The organism is Pseudoalteromonas sp. 3D05, from assembly GCF_002723455.1.
In the GTDB taxonomy this organism is placed as follows: domain Bacteria; phylum Pseudomonadota; class Gammaproteobacteria; order Enterobacterales; family Alteromonadaceae; genus Pseudoalteromonas.
The window spans coordinates 323,500-338,923 of the sequence record NZ_PDUS01000002.1 but is presented as its reverse complement, the minus strand read 5'-3'; the positions used below and the strand labels follow the sequence as shown (position 1 = coordinate 338,923).

Genomic DNA, 15,424 nt, shown 5'->3' with positions numbered 1-15,424 from the left:
AGATCCAATTGTATAAGTATAAAGTTAAAGCAAGTTTGAGTTAATTGAGTATGGCTTAAAGTGAGATATTACCCAATAGTAATGATTGATATTTAAACTCAGTAAACGCAAGTGTATACCCAAATTCAAAATAGGTATACACTTGCGTTTACTTTTTTCACTATTCCGTATGAAATGGTTGAAGCAAATTAGCATGTTCAATATTGGGGGCGATATGGAATCAGGTAATAGTAAACAAAATGATGTGCTCTGCGCAGCAATTCAAGAGTTTGCACAATACGGCTTATTAGGTACTACAATGGAAGCGATTGCTAAGAGTGCGAACGTTTCTAAACGCACTTTATATAAACATTACCCTAATAAGAATGCTTTGTTCGATGATGTTGTGGCACTCTTATTGGAGCGGTTTTCGCAATTACACAAGTATCCATATCAACCAAATGTAAGTGTTGATAAGCAATTAAAAGAATTGGCGCGCGTGTGCCTGTCGCTCGGGGGTGACGAGAATTATTTAACATTATCACGAATTGTTATTATCGAATCTATGCGTGATAAAGTGCAAGCCGCGCGATTAGAAGAACAATTTTTAGACTGTGAAAAAGGCTTACTAACGTGGTTTGAACAGGCTCACCAAGCGGGGATACTGAATGACATTCCAGCAGATATTGCAGCTTCAATTTTCTATGGCGGTTTAAAAGATTTAGGCTATTGGGAGCAGGTAATTATGTGGCGTCCAGCACTTGATGAAACTCGGTTAGAACAATTAATTGATGTTATGTCGAGATTTTTTATCAGAGGTATTAAATAAGGGTGAACCTGTAATAAAGTTCAACCCTTGATTTGTCACTTTATAGTTACTTGAGCTGGCTTACTAGCTGCGTTAAATTTTCCACATTGTAATCAGGCTCTTGCGCAAGCGGGTAAAGTGCTTTACCTGGTCGAGCTATAAATGCTGTTTGTAAACCGGCTTCTTTTGCACCAGCAACATCCCAGCCATGTGCAGCAACCATTAAAGCATCCTCGGCTTTTATATTTAGCTGCTTGAGTGCCCACTCATAAGCACGTAGGTCTGGTTTATATATTTTTATATCTTCTATACTGTACCTAGCTTCAAAGTAATCAGTGAGTCCAGCACTTTCAAATTGGGCCTTTACGCCTTCGTTTGATGAGTTAGTCAGACTGACCAATTTATAGCCTTGATCTTTTAGTGCTTGCAAACTTGCTTTAACATCAGCATGAGCAGGTAAGCTTAGTAGTGGCGTAACAATAGCGTTTTTGGCTTGCTCAGCATTCATTTTAATATCATTGTTTTGTGCAACCATAAGTAATGATGCAACACCAATTTTACCAAAGTCTTGGTAATCACCAATCGCGGTACTGACCAATGAGTGATGTAACATTGTTGAAAACCAAACTGGCAATAAATCATCTCGCCCGCCAAGGGCTTTACCAATTGAGCCACGCATAGAATCTAAGTCGAGCAATGTTTCATTTACATCAAAAATAATTACTTTTGGCTTATGCTGTTTAAGATCGGCTGCCATCACATTTCCTCCGATTAAGTGGCCTAACATTACTAATGATAAGCTTAGTTTGGTTAAGTTTTTAAAAATAGTCATAACGCTTAACGCCCTTTACAAAAATTGAAGTTCAGAGACTATTAGTTAATTAAAGCCTCAATTTACGGTGAGAGGCCAGTATAGTGTTTGAATTAATTAAATAAAGAGCGCAAAATTGAAAGCTATATTCGAAAATATCAAATTAATATAAAGTGGGCATATGTACAGCGTAAGTGATCTTGAAACATTTATTGCAATAGTTGAAAACAAAGGTGTGCTGGCAGCTGCTAGTGCGCAAGGACTTTCTGCTGCCACGGTTAGTCATAGGCTTGCAAAACTTGAACGTGAACTAGCAACAGTATTAGTTTTTAGAGATAGTCGGCGCATTAGATTATCGCCCGCCGGTGAAATATTTTATCGCAAAGTAGGTAGTATACTTGAGGCATTGCATGATGCTGAATACAGCATTGGCGCACGAGGTTCGTCAGTAAGTGGCTTATTAAGAGTAACAATGCCGCCTTGGGTGTTCTCAAAATTCGTTATGCCTAAATTGATTGAGTTTGAGCAGCAATACCCAGAGTTGCAATTAGACTTTTCTATTTCTGACAATTTTGTCAATGTGGTAGATGAAGCACAGGATATTGCAATTAGAGTTGGTAAATTAACTGACTCAGCTTTACTGTCGCGTAAAATAGTGAATAACCATCGGATATTGTGTGTCGCCCCCAGTTATATTGAAAAGTACGGGATGCCAACTTCTTTTGAACAACTCCAAACCCATTTTTGGGTATGTTTACCTTGGCAAAGACAACTTAAATTAATAGACGATAATGCAAGGGTCATTAATTTTAATGCTAAAACGCGTTTTACGATATCTAATTCCGATAATATGACGCAAGCAGCCATTGCGGGGCATGGGATTGCGATCAAGTCTAAACTAGCTATCAAAGATGAATTGCAAACGGGTCTACTAGTAGAGGTATTACCGGGGGTCTTGGCTGATGATGACTCTCCCGTTTGGTTTTTAAGGCCACAAAATAGTTTGACCACACGCAAAACAGAGGTTTTTTATGACTTTATGAGATCATTATTTGATGTCCCAGAGATATAAACAGATATGATGAAGAAAACGTAAGCAAAAATAACGATAATTTAACAATTTGCCTTGTAATTAGCGCTAAAACTCGTAGTCTTAGCATAACTATAATTATAAAAGGCCTGTTAAGGATGACACAGAGCAAAGTAACCAATACATTTGTTGAACTGTCAGCACAAATAAGGCGGTTTGTTTCACGCATTGTATTACCTGATGATGTCGAAGATATTGTCCAAGAAACCTTTGTTAAAAGTTATGAAGCCGACTTAAAACAAGATATTAAATATACGCATAGTTATATGCTAAAAACAGCGAAAAATTTGGCGCTAAATCACGTTGCAAAGTGGGACAATAAACACAGCGACTCACTAGATGCATCAGATGACTATCAACAAAATTTAAAATCGATGCAGCTTGAAGATGAAGTCACATCAAAAGAGCGGTTTTTACTTTTTTGCCGTGCGACAGAACAACTTAGTCAACCTGTTAGAAAATGTTTTATACTTAAAAAAGTATACGGTATGAGTCAGAAAGAAATCGCTGCACAAATGTGCTTAAGTGAAAGTACCGTTGAAAAGCATATTGCCAAAGGTTTATTAAAATCTATGCAGTATATGCAGCAGCAAGAGCATGATTCGAATACTGTAGAGCCAGATGTGGCCGCTACCAGGAGGGTGGGGAAATGAGTAATGTACATCAATTTTCGTCAAAAGAGTTGATACAATCCCAAGCAAGTCGCTGGATCAGTGCGATGGATCGTGGTTTGTCTGATAATGAAAAAGAGCAATTCAATAAATGGGTTAAACAAAGCAAAGCACATCAGGATGCTGTTTTTGACTTAGCAAAGCTGTGGGATGAATTAAGTGTTTTAAATGAATTAAGTGCATTGTTTCCACACAAACAGGTTCCTTCTAAATCTACTTTTGCAACTGCACATTATGCAATGGCAGCCAGTGTTATTGCCGTTTTATTGATAGCTACATTTATGTTTGCTGGTCTTAATTACTATTCTGAATCATCTCAAGATCAGGCTAAATATAGTAAAATTTATCGTACAAAAGTTGGTGAACAAGCAACCTATGTTTTACCAGATAGCACCATAGTTCAGCTCAACACCAATAGTTTGTTAGAGGTTGCCTACACTCAAGGGCGCAGACAATTAATTTTAAGCCGAGGCGAAGGGCGTTTTAATGTAGCAAAAGATGCATCAAGGCCTTTTTCTGTCATGGCAGGAGATAAATCGTTTACTGCGCTTGGCACCATTTTTAACGTACAACGTAATGCAGCGTCAGATTTAGAACTGGTTGTCACTGAAGGCAAAGTGATGATCACGGATCCCACAGTTGAAGTAAATGCAAAAGACTTTATTGAGTTACAAACTGCAAGTAATGAAACACAACAGGTTAAAAATATTAAGGCGAGTATTGTTATTTCTGGCGAAAAAGCACTTATAAAAGAAAGCATTACTAAACCAATTAAACAATTATCCATAGATGATGTGCAGCGAGATTTGGCATGGCAACAAGGTATGCTTATCTTTAATGGTGAGCCACTAAGTGAAGCATTACAAGAGGTTAGTCGTTACACTGCCACGCGGTTTGAATTAAAAGATCCTGCTTTAGCGTCGCTCAAAGTAGCCGGTGTATTTAAAGCTGGAGACATATTAGGCTTATTAGATAGCCTTCAAGCAAATCTAGCGATTGAACATGAGCGATTAGGTGAGCATATTGTTAGCTTAACACAAGGCTAATATCGTTCTGCAAGCTGCTGAAACTCTGACTTAAAGCATGAAAAGTAACAATGCTGATAAATAAAAGTAAAAAAATAATAAAGAAAAAATCAAATTTTTGTAGGGGATTATTCGTTCTCAACTGTTTGTATAAGTTGCGTAGTAACCAAACGTATCCATTTTGTGGGTTTATAGCATTAGCACCTTTAGTATGTAGCCTGAATGTGCATGCCAATGCTGTTGAATCACACATGGTGCAATTTGATATTAAAGCGCAACGAGCAGACCTAGCACTGATTGAATTTGCTAAGCAAACTGAACAAACCGTGGTTTTTTCATTTGAATTAGCAAAGCAATATCAAGCTCAATCAGTGTTTGGTTATTACACCCAGTTGGATGCACTTAATACGATGTTGCAAAATACTGAACTCGATGCGGTTGTTGATCAAAATGGTTTACTGAGCGTAAAACTCAATCAAATCAATAGGAATGATAACAACATGAAAAAGCTTTCAGGGGTCAGTGCTGCCGTATTACCACTTTTAATGGCGACCAATAGCCAAGGTGTTAATGCACAAGAACAAGCTGCACAAGAAAAAATCGAAAAAATTGCTATTGTAGGTAGCCGTGTCGCGGGTCGTTCAGTTGAAGATTTACCTGTTCCTGTTGATATTTTAAGTGCAGAAGCACTAGAGAATACAGGTCAAACGGAAGTTGGCAGGATGCTGCAAGCCATTGCACCTTCATTTAACTTTTCAAGTTCATCAATCAGTGACGGCACAGATGCACTGCGCCCTGCAACACTCCGTGGTTTAGGCCCAGATCAGACGTTGGTGCTTATCAATGGTAAGCGTCGTCACCAAGCGAGTATTATTCATATCAATACATCTGTAGGGCGTGGTACTGCCGGAACTGACATGAATGCTATTCCTGCTGCATCAATTAAACGCATTGAGGTGTTACGTGACGGTGCAGCTGCACAGTACGGTTCTGATGCTATTGCAGGTGTAATCAACATAGTATTGAAAGATGCTGAAGAGGGCGGAAAAGCAGCAATTAATTACGGTCAATACTCAGAAGGTGATGGCGAAACCGTAAACATTGATTTCAATAAAGGCTTTGCGTTGGGTGATGAAGGTTATTTAAACACCACGCTTAATTACCGCGATCGTGCGCCAACTAACCGAGCCGGCCTTCATGGTTCTTGCCAGTTCTATGGCTGTACAGAGCTTGATGATGGTACTTTACTGGCTTCAGATCCTCGTGAACTCACAGCACCGCGTGATACTTTTAGAATTGGTGATGCTGACTCACAACAGTTTGCTTTAACCGTAAATACAGGCTACGAATTAGCGGGTGGCGAGCTATATGGTTTTATTACTTATTCAACGCGTGATAATGAATCAGCCGCGTTTTTCCGTCACAATGCTAATGCTGGTGGTAATCCCGTCTTGCAAGATGGTGATGCAGTAATTCCAATGGGTTTTTTACCTAAAATAAATACTACTATAGACGACATTTCATATAACTTTGGTTTTAAGAAAGAGTTCGATAACGATTCAAGCCTCGATTTTTCATACACCTATGGTGAAAACAGCATAGATTACACGACCAGTGATACAATAAACGGCTCGTATGCTAATTTATTACGTTATGAGCAAGGATTAAGTGCCGAAGATATACGTGCGACTATCCCACGTGAAGCTTACGCTTATGGCATGGAGCTTTCCTTACAAACGTTAAACTTGGATTACACGAAAGATTTTGATGATTATTCATTAGCTATGGGCGCAGAGTTGCGCACTGATGAATATAGAATACTTGAAGGCAGTGAATACGCATACCGAGATTACGACACTAATAATGGTGTTAATATTTATGATGGTTTGAGTGGTGGTGTCGGTAGTGAAAATGCATCGGGTGGAACACAAGGTTTTGGCGGTTCTTCTCCTGACTCATCAGTTGATGAATCTCGCGATGTTATTTCATTCTATGTAGACGCAGAAACTTATGTAATTGACGATGTGATTATTTCTGGGGCGCTACGTTACGATAACTATAAAGGTTTTGGTGACACGGTAAACTTTAAACTTGCCGGTAACTGGGCTGTTACTGATGATGTTTCATTACGTGGCGCGGTTAGCACGGGCTTCAGAGCACCTTCTATGCAGCAGCTGTACTTTAATAATATCAGTACGCAATTTGTTGTGGGCCCTAATGGTGACCTAATTGCAGAGGAAGTGGGTACATTTAGAAATGACAGTACCCTTGCTCAAAGCATCGGAATTCCAAAACTTAAAGAAGAAAAGTCAGAAAACCTTAGCCTAGGTATTGTTTATAACGTAACAGATAATGTTAATGTCACCATCGATTACTACTCGATTGATATCGATGATCGTATCGTGATCAGTAATCGGTTAGGTAAAGGCTTGTCATCAACGCTTGATGCTGCTTTAGTTAGCTCAGGAGCGGGAGCAGGTCAGTTTTTCTTAAATGGTGCTGATACTGAAACACAGGGCGTAGACTTTGTTGCAACTTGGAACACAGAAGGCCTTGGTGGCACGCTTGATTTTACGTTAGCAGCTAACTTTACCGAAACAGATGTGGTTGATTTATTCACGCCAGCGGGAAGTGGTCTTGAAACTATCCCAGTAGAAGACGTATTTTCAGCGCAAGAAACATCTATTATTGAAGAGTGGCAACCGCAAGACAGGGTTAATTTAAGCGCACTTTACCGCATTGAAGATTGGACAGTGAACTTATCTCTGAACCGCTATGGTGAATACACAGTGCAAGATGGTGGCCGTCAAACTTATGGGGCTGAAGTTCTGACAGATGTAAAAATAAACTATTATGTAACTGATAATCTGTCGTTAAACATTGGTGCAAACAATTTGTTTGATGTCTACCCAGACAAAAATACTATTGGTAACTCACGATCTGGCACAATTGTAGACGCATCAGGTAATACAATTGTTAGTTCAACAGGTGTGTTTGAATACTCAAGACGTTCTGCACCATTTGGCTTTAACGGTGCTTATTACTATTTAGGCGCCGAATACCGTTTCTAAATAAGTTCTCCTACGTTATTTAACTTTTGAAGGGCCGTAAGGCCCTTTTTTAGTAATTTTATTCCGAAACTAAGGCAATGGGGTAATTATCATATTCTTTTATATTATTCATCACACTCATCAATGTTTTATGCTTACTGGCCGAGTCGGCGTTGATCTGCACTGAGGTAATAGAATACTTCGCTGCAAACATAGCTAAATTAGTTGCAACACTTTCAAGGTCAATTTGTCTATTAGAAAAATAAATAGCATTGTTTTTATCAATGCTGAACTGGGCATTTTTAGTAGGTTTATCAATGCTTGGTTTATCTAAAGGCCTCAGTAACTCAATGCCTACTGGTTTAACAAATGATGTAGTTACAATAAAAAAAATTAATAGTATGAACACAATGTCGAGCATTGGTGTCATATCTACATCTGCATTATTTTGTTGTATTTCTTGTTTCTTTTTCATATTAGAACCTCATAAAAGTTTAAAAAGCTGCGGCGCCGCAGCGGTTTATTAGGTACCTAAATACAAGACTAGCAGAGGAAGAAAATTGCATGGTTAAATAAATATATTATTTTTATTAATTTTTTGGTTTTATTTGTTATGAAAATCAGAGGTATATAACTTAAAAACAAAAAAGCCCAGCAAGTAGGGCTGGGCTTTGACTTAACGAATTGTATTAATATTTTTGCTGCATGCGGCTCATTTCGGTATGGCAGCTTTGAATTGTGAGTAAAACTTTAGATAATGCAGCTTCACAATCGTGTGGTTGTGGTTTATTCATGGCCGCTTTAATTTCTTCCAACGTTTTATCTTCCACTTCTTCGAGTTCTTTTACATACGTTTCATCGTTGTCAGAACTAAATTTAGCAATTAATGATGTATACGCACGGCGTGCTTCTACAGCGAATGATGAGCCGTCTTCGCGTTCACCTTGCTGGTTAATAGCGTAAGGTTGTAAGCTTTCGACACTTACTTTACGAGCATCTATCATGCGTTGAAAAAGTGCACCAATAGCAGGATCTTCAACCTTATCTTGGGCTTTCTCGTAAAAGTCTATTCCGCTGTTCATTACTTGGATAATGTCAGTGATATGATTCGCTTCTTGTCCTTGATGGGTATTCATAATAATGACCTCTTTAAGTTTAATGAATTTCGCTAAGATTAAAGCAATGCGTGTACCAGATGTTCGTTTTTATAACATCATGAATTTAATGCATTTAAATTTCATCAAACGTTTTAAAGAATGCTGTTTCCAACATACCCAGAAAATTTTACAAGTTCATATGTAATTGTTTTACTTTAACTCCTGTGCAACTTCCGCCACTTTTTGCCTTAGCCAAATATGACTAGCATCGCGATGAAGTAATGGACTCCATATCATATCTAGTTCAAAAGGAGGTATTGGAAACGGGGTTTCAAGGATTGTTAAACCAGGGTCATCTATATATATGTTAGCGGCCTTTGAAGGTAATGTGGCAACTAAGTTTTGTTCTTTAGCTAAGTGGATAGCTACATGATAGTTACGAGTAAATGTAGCGATATTTCTGTGTTTGCCAAAATGTGCAAGAGCCTCATCAACCCAACCTAATTTTTGCACATCTTTTGGATCCATGCCAACACCGACGCCAAAGCCGGTTTTACTCACCCAAATGTGGCGTGCTTTTAAATAGCTATCCAAACTAAAATTTTCAATAATTGGGTTGTCAGCTTTTACTAAGCAGCAAAAACTGTCTTTCCATATCCTTTTATGATGAAAAGACTGCGGTAAGTTTTCAAACCGGTTGATGGCCATATCAACTTTGCCATTTTCAACATCGTGAAAGGTTACATCACTAGGAGTGAGAATATCCAAAGTGGTATCGGGGGCTTCTTCATGTAACTTACTAAGTAGTCTAGGAGCGAGCGTGCTTGCTGCATAGTCACTGGCCATTATTCTAAATACACGGTTACTTTGACTTGCTTCAAACTCTCTATTGGGGGCGAGAGTTTCCTCTAGAGTCATTAAAATTCCGCGAATAACGGGTTGTAGCTCAATGGCTCGCTCTGTAGGTACCATACCATCACTGGTACGCACTAAAATAGGATCGTTGAATAAGTTACGTAAACGTTTAAGGCCGTTACTCATTGCAGGTTGAGTAATACTTAGCTGATTGGCTGCGCGCGTAACGTTACATTCACGTAAAAGAGTGTCTAAATACACGAGTAAATTTAAATCTATCTTGCTGATATTCATTGTGTGTCCTTGCGTTTACCAATGCTTGATAAAACGTTGAGTGCTCGGATAAGGATAAATATGGCTAACAACACCGTCCTTAATATTCTTCTGTGCTTGCTGCCAAAAATTTACGTCTAATAATTCCGGATGAGCCTGGGTAAAAATAGCTTTATAACGAGGGTTCGGCATCACAAAGGTACAAAGCTGCTCAGGAAATACATCTTGTGGCGCAACGGAGTAACTTTGCTCATTTATTAAATAATCGTCATAACTCTTAGCCTTAGGTAAGGCTCTAAAATTCATATCACTTAAATATTGTACTTCATCATAGTCATAGAAAATGATTCGTTTATGGTTACTGACTCCGAAGTTTTTCAGCAGCATATCACCGGGGAAAATGTTAACTGCAATCATTTCTTTGAGCGCTTGGCCATATTCAGTAATAGCAGTGACAGCCTCATCTTCTGTGGCTGATTCTAAAAATAAGTTCAGCGGGGTCATGCGTCGCTCAATATATAAGTGCTTTATAATAACTAAATCATTATCGATAACCATTGATTCACCAATGGTACTTTTAAGCTGTGAGAGTAAGTTATCGTCAAAACGCGCTAAAGGAAATACGACGTTCGAATACTCTATGGTATCAGCCATACGCCCAACCCGATCATGACTTTTCACTAATTGGTAGCGTTTTAGAACAGTGTCTCTGCCAAATGGCTTACTTTCACCAAACTTGTCTTTAATTATTTTAAATACATAGCCAAATGAAGGGAGGGTAAACACCATCATTACCATGCCAGGCGTACCAGGGGCGATAATAAAGTTATCATCAGAGCGTTCTAAGTGGGTAAGAAACTCTCGGTAGAACTCAGTTTTGCCTTGTTTGTGAAAGCCTATCGCGTTGTATAATTCAGCCAACGTTTTATTTGGCATTAACTGATTTAAAAAGCGTACAAGTGCTGAGGGTGCATGGGTCTCCACCATAAAATAAGCCCGAGCAAAGCCAAAAATAACTCGCATCTGTGATGAATTTGTCAATAGTGCGTCTAAATAGAGGCCATGCTGTTTGTGATGTAAAACAGGAATGATAAATGGCTGTATTCCACTGCTTGATACAACCCGACCCACAATATAGGCCGCTTTATTACGATAAAATGGGGTTTGTAATATATCAAAACGCATTTGCCATGCGCTGTGATGAGTATCAGGAGCTTGCTTATAAAATGCTTTTACAAGAAGCCGTATATCGCGCTCTAAATTTTCGAAATCTGCTCTAAAATCGAATTGGCTAATAATTTTTTTAATCGTAGGCTTTAGGCCATCAATTACCGGGAAGAAACTTCTGTATTCCGCTTCAATTGGCAAAGCGGGTGCATCCGCTAATGAGGTTTCTACAAATATAAAATTATTATTAAAATAACGACGATGAAACAATCTACAAAACACAGAGTTATAAAACGTCTCAGCGAGTTCTGCTTGAGGGTGGAATTGTAAAAACTGCTGGTAATGTTGTTTGCTAGCAAGCCATAACGTTTCATCGAGTTGATCACTAAAAGCTAAATGGGCTTTTTTAAGTTGTATTATGGTTTCATTGACACGGTCATCGTAATGACTAATTCTTAAATGACTAATTTTGTGCATTTGCGGCCAATCTTGCTCAGCAAACGCTACAGGTGCTTGCGCTGTAATTTTTTGAAATAACTGATAGTGCTTTTTAAAGCCTTTTAGAATAAATTCGGCAATTGTGTGTGCGTGCATGTGGGAAATACTCCTAAAATACGGCCTTAGAGTTATTGCTCTATACTTGTTAAGAGTATGCTAAATAAAAGTAAAACCCAATAGGTTATTTATATCGTTTTAGCTTTTTTTCAAGTTTTTCAATCTGCTTCTCTACTTTTTTAACATCTCTTAAGTAACGCTTATTAATTGCCTTGAGTTTCTTTTTTATATCTTTAGTAATTCGTTTTGTTTCACTGTCACTTAAAATACGTTTTAAACGCTGTTGCTGATTAAATTCAGCACGATCTCTGTCCCGAGAAAGTATATCAAGTGAATGTTGTTTACTGCGTATGGTTGAATTAAGGTTACGAACTATTTGTTGTCGTTCGAGCTCATTAAGTGTTTTTACATGATTGGAGTTGGGATCAGAAAAGGCAACGTTAGTTTGTTTAATTTTGTGCTCAGTGGCGTTTGATCCACATGGGAACTGACTAAATACAGTCCCTCTATCCGTAATACATTTATAATAGTTAGTTTTAGCAGCAATGCTTTGTGAAAAAACAAAAGCAAACGCGAGTAAGCTAAGAAGGTTAAAGCGGGTATTTATTTTCATAAGGGCTTCCTTGCACTATGACAGTATAATGAAATATAACTTACTGTAGCCAAATCACAAGTCTATAGGCTTATCATATTAGATTAACCTTAACTAAGCTAATCAGTGAATGCCTTTAATTTTTTGATGCTTTGCACTAAAAACGGTATGTCCAAGCCTTGCTCTATCGAAAAACCTTGGGCTGCAGAGACATTTTTATAGTTTCCGTCAGAATCAATTAAGGTGATACGATCTTTTTTGTAAGCTATCAGTACACCTTGTGAATAGGTGACGCCAATATCATCTTTTTTATCATATAAATTTACACCCAACATACTCTGATGTGCGACTTTTGGACAACTCAAGTACTCGCCAACACTGGTGGCTATAATATCGCTAGGTTGAATTAACCCTTCTACCCGAGTAATTTTTTTATCACTACTGTAAAGCCGAGAAGTCGTTATGATTTCATTATTGTGGTTAGCAAGACTAAACGCATAAATGCGAGTGTCTTTAGCAAAACTTAGCGAGCTGGGGTCAGTAACTGTAGTATTGATAATACGTATAGCGTTTGTTGAATTGTTTTCTTCGTTAATATAATCAAATTCAGTAAACCCATTCACGCTCAAGCTACGCTGTTTGTTTGTCCAAGCAGGCATAATCTGCTCTTCAAATAATGCTGGTTTGTAATAGGCGGGTAGGCCATAAACTAGGCTAAATAGAGTATCTTGATGATTTACTGGTTGAAGAAACTGCTCAGTTTGAAAAAGCTCACCATGTTGCTTGGCAAAGGACTCTAATGAGTCATCTTCACTAAATACTAAAATAGCGATGTTTGCTTGTGTTTTTGATTCGCAACGGGGAAGTGGCTTTGATAAAGCGTACTTAATGTTTTGGTTAGTCAGTTTAACGTTATGAGCTTGTTTATAGGTTTCTATATCAAGCAAATCATTCTTAGCGAGCAAGCTTTTTGCTGTTGTTGGATACGACAGCGGTAAAACGTTATCTTGCTTTGTAATATCAAACTTTAAGTTTGCGTCAGCCCATATATGAATGCTGTGGCTTAATGCAAAGCAAGTAACTAATACAGATGTTGCATAACGGCCAAATTTATATTGCTTTAATCGTGCTAGATGGTGCCAAGTATAATTACTCGCCAATAATTGGAAAGCAAGAATTAGCATTACGATGCCACCTGCAAGTAGGGTGGTTAGTGCGGGAGAACTGGTTAATCTGTGCCACAACAATGAAACAATTTCAGGCAATGCTGAGCTACTTAGGTGATAGCCCAAATTAAAATAAACATAAGCATCAAGCGTCAATAAAGATGCGCCAAAAGTCGCCAGTATTGCTGCCATGCCGCGAATATGCCGTGGGTAAGGAAAAATTAAACTAAGTGGAAATATCGTCAGCACAAACGCAATGAAGGTTATAAAGCTAGTATGGCTTAGCCATGTTACTAACATATATATATAGCCCATTGTGGTTGTTGGCGCAGAGTCAGCAAATAAGTAACTTAAGCTAATAAGTAATACTAACCCAATATTAGCAAAGGTAAACCAATGGCCCCAGCTTAATAATTGGCTTGCTTTAGACGAAAACTGATTGTGCTGCGATAAATTCATATATGTTATTTAACCGATTGCGCTAATGCTTTTGCAAAGTTATCCGCAACGGCTTGTCTTTTCCCTTTTGGCACATGCTCTTTTAATATATGCGTGATAGAATTTCCTAAACACATAAGACTTAAATCAACCGGCGCATTGTGCTCAGTTAACACATCAATGAGCTGATCGACGATTTGTTCTACTTCATCATTAGAATATTTTGATAAGATTGGCATCAGTTGGTTCAATAAAAGAGTTATATTCTCGTATTTTAACACCAGAGGCGTGAAAAACAAAGATGACAATAGATGTTAAAAAATTAGTCGTTCATTATGTAGACAAAAAAGACGACGATACACAAATTCATTTACGCAACGATGAAATGGCGGTTAATGAAAAAGTAGCTGTATTCATTGAACAATTACATCACGCATATAACGGCAAACCTGGAAAAGGGTTCTGCGCTTTTAGTGGCGACAAAAATAGTGTTGTTGCATCAGCAATGCAAAGCTATCGCAACGATGAGCTTGGCTTTTGGCACATGACTGAGCAAGCTACAACGGTATTAAAAGAAGAGTTAAATAAGTATGCGTTTAACGAAACAGGCTATTTAATCTTTTGTCATTATCAATATGTTGCTACTGATTATATGTTGATTGCCATGATCAACATTAAAGAGCACTACTCAATCACATCAGAGCTTGATTTAGCCTCATCACGTCATTTAGATATTTCTAGAATGCAGTTAGCGGCGCGAATTGATTTAACTGGTTGGGACACTCAAGCTGACGAGAATCGTTATATTTCTTTTATAAAAGGGCGTGCAGGGCGAAAAGTAGCAGACTTTTTCTTAGACTTTTTAGGATGTGAAGAAGGTATTGATCCAAAACAGCAAAGCCAAGCCATGCTCAACGCTGTTGAAGATTACCTATCAGAGCAGCAATTTGACAAATCAGAGAAAGATGACTTACGCAAACAAGTCTTTGATTACTGTAATGACTGCGTAACTACAGGTGAAGATGCCAACGTCAGCGAACTATCACAAGCGCTCACAAAAGGTGACGACAACCCATTTGACAGTTTTTGCAAAGAGCAAAGCTACGATTTAGAAGAGTCATTCCCGGTAGATAAAAAAACCGTCACTAGCATGGTGAAATTCTCAGGCCTTGGTGGCGGTGTGAGTATCAGCTTTGAGCGTAAGCACTTAGGTGAGCGCGTAACCTATAATGAAGCCACGGACACGCTGGTTATTAAAGGTATCCCGCCGAACTTAAAAGATCAGCTGCAACGGTTTATGGAAAGTGAAGATTAACGCTTTAAGCCATAAGCGGTAAGTTTTAAGCAGATTTGAGTTAGTTGAAGCGAAGTGCCAGCACTTCGCTTTTTTATGGTTAGTAATTAAAATGAGTATTAAAAAGCCGCGTTAATTTTCATTAACGCGGCTTTTTTTACTTTTGGCTAAAGCCAGAGTTGTTAGTCAACACTCATGGTTTTAGTCATTGCAGCGCTTGCGCGACCAGCTGGCTTGATAGAGCCTGCACGTAAGCCGCTATCAGGGATTGCTTCACGTTGGTCATGAGCCATCGCTTGTGGCGTATGAGTCACATCGCTGTCTGCAACAGGTGTTGGCTGTGCCATTGGGGCACTTGCATGACCTGCTGCAATCACTGTTTTGATGTTTGCAGAAGCAGTTTGGGCAACGGGTGCAGCTTTGGCTTCAACTGGCGTTTCAACAGTAGATACTGGTGTTACTTCAGCTTCAACCGGTGCAACTTCAGTTTCAACCTGTACTTCTTCAGCTACAGTCGGTGCTTCTTCTGTCAAAGCAGGTGCTTCTTCAGTTA

14 protein-coding genes and 1 pseudogene are annotated in these 15,424 nt (G+C 38.5%); 6 read left to right on the top strand and 9 right to left on the bottom strand.

Going from position 1 to position 15,424, the window contains the following annotated elements:
• Positions 1-142: 142 nt before the first annotated feature.
• On the top strand, positions 143-808 hold the full coding sequence (locus CSC79_RS03860) for a TetR/AcrR family transcriptional regulator (protein ID WP_343255096.1): 666 nt from the start codon (positions 143-145) through the stop codon (positions 806-808).
• Positions 809-854: 46 nt separating this feature from the next.
• On the opposite strand, the gene CSC79_RS03855 is transcribed toward CSC79_RS03860, so the two are convergent.
• On the bottom strand, positions 855-1,619 hold the full coding sequence (locus CSC79_RS03855; protein WP_099294226.1) for a haloacid dehalogenase type II: 765 nt from the start codon (positions 1,617-1,619) through the stop codon (positions 855-857).
• A gap of 160 nt (positions 1,620-1,779) precedes the next feature.
• Between CSC79_RS03855 and CSC79_RS03850 the strand changes: the two genes are divergently transcribed.
• The 4 genes from CSC79_RS03850 to CSC79_RS03835 all read left to right on the top strand — a co-directional run bounded on the left by CSC79_RS03850 (position 1,780) and on the right by CSC79_RS03835 (position 7,455).
• The gene (locus CSC79_RS03850; protein ID WP_099294224.1) at positions 1,780-2,670 is read left to right on the top strand and encodes a LysR family transcriptional regulator; all 891 of its coding nucleotides are present in this window, start codon (positions 1,780-1,782) and stop codon (positions 2,668-2,670) included.
• A gap of 116 nt (positions 2,671-2,786) precedes the next feature.
• Positions 2,787-3,341 (top strand): RNA polymerase sigma factor, encoded by a 555-nt coding sequence (locus CSC79_RS03845; RefSeq protein ID WP_099294222.1) that lies wholly within the window; start codon positions 2,787-2,789, stop codon positions 3,339-3,341.
• Positions 3,338-4,405 (top strand): FecR domain-containing protein, encoded by a 1,068-nt coding sequence (locus CSC79_RS03840; RefSeq protein WP_099294220.1) that lies wholly within the window; start codon positions 3,338-3,340, stop codon positions 4,403-4,405. Before CSC79_RS03845 ends, CSC79_RS03840 begins: the two co-directional genes overlap by 4 nt.
• Positions 4,406-4,635: 230 nt before the next feature.
• Positions 4,636-7,455 carry a TonB-dependent receptor gene (locus tag CSC79_RS03835; RefSeq protein ID WP_237113951.1) on the top strand — a complete coding sequence of 940 codons (2,820 nt, stop codon included), beginning with the start codon at positions 4,636-4,638 and terminating at the stop codon, positions 7,453-7,455.
• A 58-nt stretch (positions 7,456-7,513) separates the two neighbouring features.
• On the opposite strand, the gene CSC79_RS03830 is transcribed toward CSC79_RS03835, so the two are convergent.
• The 7 genes from CSC79_RS03830 to CSC79_RS03800 all read right to left on the bottom strand — a co-directional run bounded on the left by CSC79_RS03830 (position 7,514) and on the right by CSC79_RS03800 (position 13,816).
• Positions 7,514-7,909 (bottom strand): biopolymer transporter ExbD, encoded by a 396-nt coding sequence (locus CSC79_RS03830; RefSeq protein WP_099294216.1) that lies wholly within the window; start codon positions 7,907-7,909, stop codon positions 7,514-7,516.
• Positions 7,910-8,123: 214 nt separating this feature from the next.
• Positions 8,124-8,570, bottom strand: a complete 447-nt coding sequence (locus CSC79_RS03825; protein ID WP_099294214.1) for a PA2169 family four-helix-bundle protein — start codon at positions 8,568-8,570, stop codon at positions 8,124-8,126.
• 171 nt (positions 8,571-8,741) lie between these two features.
• Positions 8,742-9,680: a LysR family transcriptional regulator gene (locus CSC79_RS03820; protein WP_099294212.1), complete on the bottom strand. Its 939-nt coding sequence runs from the start codon at positions 9,678-9,680 to the stop codon at positions 8,742-8,744.
• A gap of 15 nt (positions 9,681-9,695) precedes the next feature.
• Entirely contained in the window at positions 9,696-11,420 is a 1,725-nt protein-coding gene (aceK, locus tag CSC79_RS03815) for a bifunctional isocitrate dehydrogenase kinase/phosphatase (protein WP_099294210.1), read from the bottom strand.
• An 85-nt stretch (positions 11,421-11,505) separates the two neighbouring features.
• Positions 11,506-11,994 carry a hypothetical protein gene (locus CSC79_RS03810; RefSeq protein WP_099294208.1) on the bottom strand — a complete coding sequence of 163 codons (489 nt, stop codon included), beginning with the start codon at positions 11,992-11,994 and terminating at the stop codon, positions 11,506-11,508.
• 98 nt (positions 11,995-12,092) lie between these two features.
• A complete protein-coding gene (locus tag CSC79_RS03805) occupies positions 12,093-13,598 on the bottom strand; it encodes a DUF3413 domain-containing protein (RefSeq protein ID WP_099294206.1) in 1,506 nt (501 codons plus the stop codon).
• Between the two features lie 5 nt (positions 13,599-13,603).
• Positions 13,604-13,816, bottom strand: coding sequence for a DUF1414 domain-containing protein (locus CSC79_RS03800; RefSeq protein WP_099294204.1), 213 nt, complete (start codon positions 13,814-13,816; stop codon positions 13,604-13,606).
• A gap of 62 nt (positions 13,817-13,878) precedes the next feature.
• Between CSC79_RS03800 and yejK the strand changes: the two genes are divergently transcribed.
• Positions 13,879-14,892 (top strand): nucleoid-associated protein YejK, encoded by a 1,014-nt coding sequence (gene yejK, locus CSC79_RS03795; RefSeq protein ID WP_099294202.1) that lies wholly within the window; start codon positions 13,879-13,881, stop codon positions 14,890-14,892.
• Positions 14,893-15,053: 161 nt separating this feature from the next.
• On the opposite strand, the pseudogene CSC79_RS20055 reads toward yejK, so the two are convergent.
• A pseudogene (locus CSC79_RS20055) lies at positions 15,054-15,424 on the bottom strand (ribonuclease E); the annotation flags it as partial.

What these genes read in the sequence shown, in the direction of transcription:
- CSC79_RS03825 (WP_099294214.1), bottom strand. Translation starts at nt 8,570, where the DNA reads ATGAATACCCATCAAGGACAAGAAGCGAATCATATCACTGACATTATC.
- CSC79_RS03845 (WP_099294222.1), top strand. Translation starts at nt 2,787, where the DNA reads ATGACACAGAGCAAAGTAACCAATACATTTGTTGAACTGTCAGCACAA.
- CSC79_RS03830 (WP_099294216.1), bottom strand. Translation starts at nt 7,909, where the DNA reads ATGAAAAAGAAACAAGAAATACAACAAAATAATGCAGATGTAGATATG.
- CSC79_RS03850 (WP_099294224.1), top strand. Translation starts at nt 1,780, where the DNA reads ATGTACAGCGTAAGTGATCTTGAAACATTTATTGCAATAGTTGAAAAC.
- yejK (WP_099294202.1), top strand. Translation starts at nt 13,879, where the DNA reads ATGACAATAGATGTTAAAAAATTAGTCGTTCATTATGTAGACAAAAAA.
- CSC79_RS03805 (WP_099294206.1), bottom strand. Translation starts at nt 13,598, where the DNA reads ATGAATTTATCGCAGCACAATCAGTTTTCGTCTAAAGCAAGCCAATTA.
- CSC79_RS03800 (WP_099294204.1), bottom strand. Translation starts at nt 13,816, where the DNA reads ATGCCAATCTTATCAAAATATTCTAATGATGAAGTAGAACAAATCGTC.
- CSC79_RS03840 (WP_099294220.1), top strand. Translation starts at nt 3,338, where the DNA reads ATGAGTAATGTACATCAATTTTCGTCAAAAGAGTTGATACAATCCCAA.
- CSC79_RS03855 (WP_099294226.1), bottom strand. Translation starts at nt 1,619, where the DNA reads ATGACTATTTTTAAAAACTTAACCAAACTAAGCTTATCATTAGTAATG.
- aceK (WP_099294210.1), bottom strand. Translation starts at nt 11,420, where the DNA reads ATGCACGCACACACAATTGCCGAATTTATTCTAAAAGGCTTTAAAAAG.
- CSC79_RS03810 (WP_099294208.1), bottom strand. Translation starts at nt 11,994, where the DNA reads ATGAAAATAAATACCCGCTTTAACCTTCTTAGCTTACTCGCGTTTGCT.
- CSC79_RS03820 (WP_099294212.1), bottom strand. Translation starts at nt 9,680, where the DNA reads ATGAATATCAGCAAGATAGATTTAAATTTACTCGTGTATTTAGACACT.
- CSC79_RS03835 (WP_237113951.1), top strand. Translation starts at nt 4,636, where the DNA reads ATGGTGCAATTTGATATTAAAGCGCAACGAGCAGACCTAGCACTGATT.